We start from the raw sequence: 2,510 nt of genomic DNA, 5'->3' as shown, positions 1-2,510 counted from the left end.
TGGAAATTTTCAATAGATTATCAACCGAGTTTCTTTCAGAAACATCGCAGGGTCAGGCCCGATAATGACATTAAATCATAAAACTCGAAGTTTGGGCTAGTTAAAATATTATATATAATTTTCCCCCTACAAATTGCGATTTGCTTAGGCAGGCTGTAGAATGACACAGAATCAGGCAAGCCTCCGTTGGAAAAAGCCCGGTTTTAGATAGAAATTCCTGATGCAAGGAGAAAAACAAGTGCTAAAAACCAGCGGATGCCGCAAATTTTACGGTGATTCCAACATCAATTTTCACCTTTCCCCATTCAGCTTTTCAATTTCTTCAATCGGTTTTACGGTCAGCTCGCACCAAGCGGGACGGAAGCCGCTTCTGATTGCGTTGCGGGCGGAAACTATGTTCGACCATGCGCAGCAGTAGAAAGGAATTTTTCCGCGCCGCAGAGTTTCTTTCGCAAGTTCCCTTGTGAGAGTGGATGCGATTTCCTTTCGGCGATATTCGGGAAGAACGTCAACGCCAATCTGCCACATCGTGTCGCAGTCCGCGGAGCAGCCGGCAAGTCCAACGAGTTTTTGTGAATCCGAATCGAATGCGGCGACCGCCAGCACGTCAAGATTTTTTCTGTCCGCGCAGAGAGCGTTGCTCCATTCGTCAACGTAAAGGTTCTGGAAATCGCACGGCTCAAGGATTTTTGTGGTGAATGATTTTTTTCCGGATTCATTTTCCGAAAAAAGTTTGTTCACGTCGGGCAGCCAATATTCCGCCATGAAGCACACGTCGAATCCGAGCGGACGCAGTTTTCGGGAAAGTACGTGCATATTCGGCGTTTCAAAGCAGTGGTACCACACAAAGAACGAAATGTATTCTTCAACGATTGCGCAAAGTTCGGGTGAGCAGGATGCGACGATGTTGTTTCCGTAGCTAACAAGATTTGCGGCGAACGGAAGCTTGAGGTAGCGGCGTGCGTCGGCATTTTCCTTTGAGATGACGACTTTGCTTTTGTCCAGAAGAAAATCAATTTCGTTGCAGTTTAGGTCAATTGCCGACTGCCTCATTGCGGTTTTTAGAATCTGTTCGTTCGTGAGCTTTTTTGAATGTAAAATTTCAGACAAATCTGGTTCTCCTATAAATCCTTCACCATCGCCTCATTGTTTGTGCGCCAGCCCATTGTCTCGTAGAGCTTTCTGCCGTCATCGGTTGCGTCAAGGCTGATTTCTGTAACTCCATGCTCTTTCGCTTCGTCAGCAAGTAGCTCAATCATTCTGCGAGCGATTCCCTTTCGGCGGAATTCTTTTTCAACGTGTACGTTCATCAGGTGCGCGCGCTTTCCGCTTGGGTGAGAAAATGTCGGCATCATGTTTGTGTAGCAGAGCGTTGCGTTTCCCACGATTTGCGGTGCTCCGGTGGAATCGTCAGTTGCGATTACGGTAGTTCCGTCTCCGTGCAGAAAATATTCTTTTGTGGCTTCCATGAACTCGGTGGAAAATTCATAGTCTTCACTGAAGCCACATACTTCACGCATCGTCCGGCAGCGGGATTTTATCAGTGCGTCTATGTCTGCGTCCGTTGCTTTTCTGATTTGAATCATGTTTTTGCTTCCTTTTTTAATTTACTGAAAAGTCGTCTTTTTCCGGGTTGTCGTTCCATACGTATTCAATCCGCCTGGCAATTTCCGTCGCCCTGTTTTTTCCAAGGGTGTCGGAAACAAAGCCCAATGCCATGTCCATTCCTGCGCTGATTCCGGAAGACGTATAGAATTTTTCGCATACGACCCAGCGAGCTTTTTCAATCCAAAGTGTTTTTTGCGAGACTGTTTTAACCCATTCGAATGCCCTTTTGTTTGAAGTCGCCCGGATTCCATCAAGCGCGCCGCATTTTGCAAGAAGGGCAGAGCCGGTACATACTGAAAGACAGAACTTTGATTTTTGGGCAAGTTGCTTCAGTTTTAAAAGAAAATCTTCATCGTGAACAAGGCTTCTAGTTCCTTCGCCACCGGGAATAAGCCATACGGAATCTTCTTTTGCTTCTGTGATTGGTTTTGTTATAACGGAAACATTTTGCGAGCTTGTTACGGTTCTGCCTTCAACTGAAAAATAGTCAAGTTCAAATTCCTGCGCTTTTCCGAAAATTTCGGCAGGTCCGAACGCATCGAGCGTTTCAAATTTGTCAAAAAGAAGAATGTTTATTTTCATGCTATCTCCTAAAATTCTTTTGCCATTATCTGGTTTCTTTATCATTATCTGGCTTGACCCTGCGACGTTTCTGAAAGAAACTCGTTTGATAATCTCTTGCGGTGGATTTTCGTGTCGGTGCACGGAAATGACAGTGAAAATGCTATTTCCAATCTTAAACTTGATTCCGCTTCTTTGCAATCTGAGAATGAAGTGCTTTTTATAAAATTTGCGTTTCAGCCAATTAGGTATTTTATTTACCCTTAACTTCGAGTTTTATAATTTAATGTCATTATCTGGCTTGACCCTGCGATGTTTTTGAAAGAAACTCGGTTGATAAT

3 protein-coding genes are annotated in these 2,510 nt (G+C 44.4%); all 3 read right to left on the bottom strand.

All coding sequences use genetic code 11. The features are described 5' to 3' along the window. Positions 1–291: 291 nt before the first annotated feature. The 3 genes from B3209_RS03705 to B3209_RS03695 are packed head-to-tail and all read right to left on the bottom strand — an operon-like array spanning position 292 to position 2,190. Positions 292–1,110, bottom strand: coding sequence for a GNAT family N-acetyltransferase (locus tag B3209_RS03705; RefSeq protein ID WP_296689850.1), 819 nt, complete (start codon positions 1,108–1,110; stop codon positions 292–294). Between the two features lie 11 nt (positions 1,111–1,121). Continuing rightward, the gene (locus tag B3209_RS03700; RefSeq protein ID WP_296689849.1) at positions 1,122–1,586 is read right to left on the bottom strand and encodes a GNAT family N-acetyltransferase; all 465 of its coding nucleotides are present in this window, start codon (positions 1,584–1,586) and stop codon (positions 1,122–1,124) included. 16 nt (positions 1,587–1,602) lie between these two features. Further along, a complete protein-coding gene (locus B3209_RS03695) occupies positions 1,603–2,190 on the bottom strand; it encodes a DJ-1/PfpI family protein (RefSeq protein WP_296689846.1) in 588 nt (195 codons plus the stop codon). Positions 2,191–2,510 lie beyond the last annotated feature (320 nt).

This window comes from Treponema sp. UBA6852 (assembly GCA_002449305.1).
Classification (GTDB): domain Bacteria; phylum Spirochaetota; class Spirochaetia; order Treponematales; family Treponemataceae; genus Treponema_D.
This window is presented reverse-complemented; position numbering and strand designations above follow the sequence as displayed.